Raw genomic sequence first — 1,149 nt, 5'->3', positions numbered from 1 at the left:
CCGCGCTCGGCGATCCTTCGCGGCGACGGTTTCGTCGCCGCGGGCAGACGGAGTTCTCGCCGCTGTTCGTTCTCAACCTGCTTGGTCGCGCGCCAAAAAAGCCACTCGACCGCCATCATGCCGGAGCGGAACAACGGCGCCGGCACGCTCGGAACGAGCTGGCCGTTGGCCCGCATCGGGAAGTGATGCAGCGTCGCCAGCGGAATGCCGTAATGCTCCGCGACGTTGGCGGCGGCCTGCTCGAAATTAAGTCCGGTGCACAGCAGGTCGGCGCCGCCCGCGAGTGATGTCAGCGTTGCGCTCACCTCGCCCCAGTGCCGGATGAGGGGCTCCCAGACCTTGCGCATCAATCTGAGCGGGCTGCGGATCGTCCAGATGCCTCGGAAGAATTCCGCCCACATGTTGCGGAGGAACTCCTCGTCCAAGAAGTCGTGCAGTTCGGGGCCGTACGGGACAGTCGCGAGACCCGCGGACTCGGCGAAGCCGACCAGTTCCGGCGGGACGGCCATGGCCACGTCGTGCCCCCGGCGCAGCAGCTCGCGGCCGACAGCTGCCAATGGCTCGATGTCGCCACGCGTTCCATAGCCAGCGAGGGCGAATTTCGTCACGGCTCCTAGCCTTGCAGTTGCCGTGCGTCGGCGGCGTCCCGGGTGCCGGTCGTCACCCAGCCCGCAGCACCCGCGCGAAATCTTCGAGAAGGTCGGCCGTCTTGGTGATGCTGTCCGTGGGCTTCGTCATCCGCGCGGCAAGTTCGCGGGCGCGGGAGGCGTAGTCGGGGGAGAGGACCTGGCGCAGGTCGGCGACCAGCGACTCGCGCGTCGTTTTCGAAAAGGGGCGGGCCACGCCGACTTTCAACCGATCCACCTGGCCTGCCCAGATTTTCTGATCGCTCATGCTCCACAGGCTCAATGTGGGCACTCCTGCGCGCAGGCCCGCGGCCGTGGTCCCGGCACCGCTGTGGTGCACCACGGCCCGGCAAGCGGGAAAAACAGCCGCGTAGTTGACCGCGCCCACCACCTTGACGTGGTCGAAATGCGGGGCACCGCTGAAATCGGTTTTGCCCGAGCACACCAGCGCCCGCTGCCCCAGCTCCTCGCACGCCGCGCTGATAAGGGCGACCGTGTCCGCCGGCGACTCGGCGACCGGCAT

General features: G+C 67.8%; 2 protein-coding genes. Both read right to left on the bottom strand.

Annotation, left to right across the window (positions count from 1 at the left end):
• A partial coding sequence (locus A5681_RS17550; RefSeq protein ID WP_197498503.1) for a glycosyltransferase occupies positions 1-608 on the bottom strand: 608 nt, incomplete at its 3' end.
• A 52-nt stretch (positions 609-660) separates the two neighbouring features.
• Positions 661-1,149 (bottom strand): glycosyltransferase (locus A5681_RS27495; RefSeq protein ID WP_331710659.1); only part of this gene is annotated, 489 nt, incomplete at its 5' end.

Origin of the sequence: Mycobacterium scrofulaceum (assembly GCF_001667885.1) — a bacterium.
GTDB classification, from domain to species: domain Bacteria; phylum Actinomycetota; class Actinomycetes; order Mycobacteriales; family Mycobacteriaceae; genus Mycobacterium; species Mycobacterium scrofulaceum_C.
Note: the sequence above shows the minus strand (reverse complement) of the source record. Positions and strands in the feature narration are given on the sequence as shown.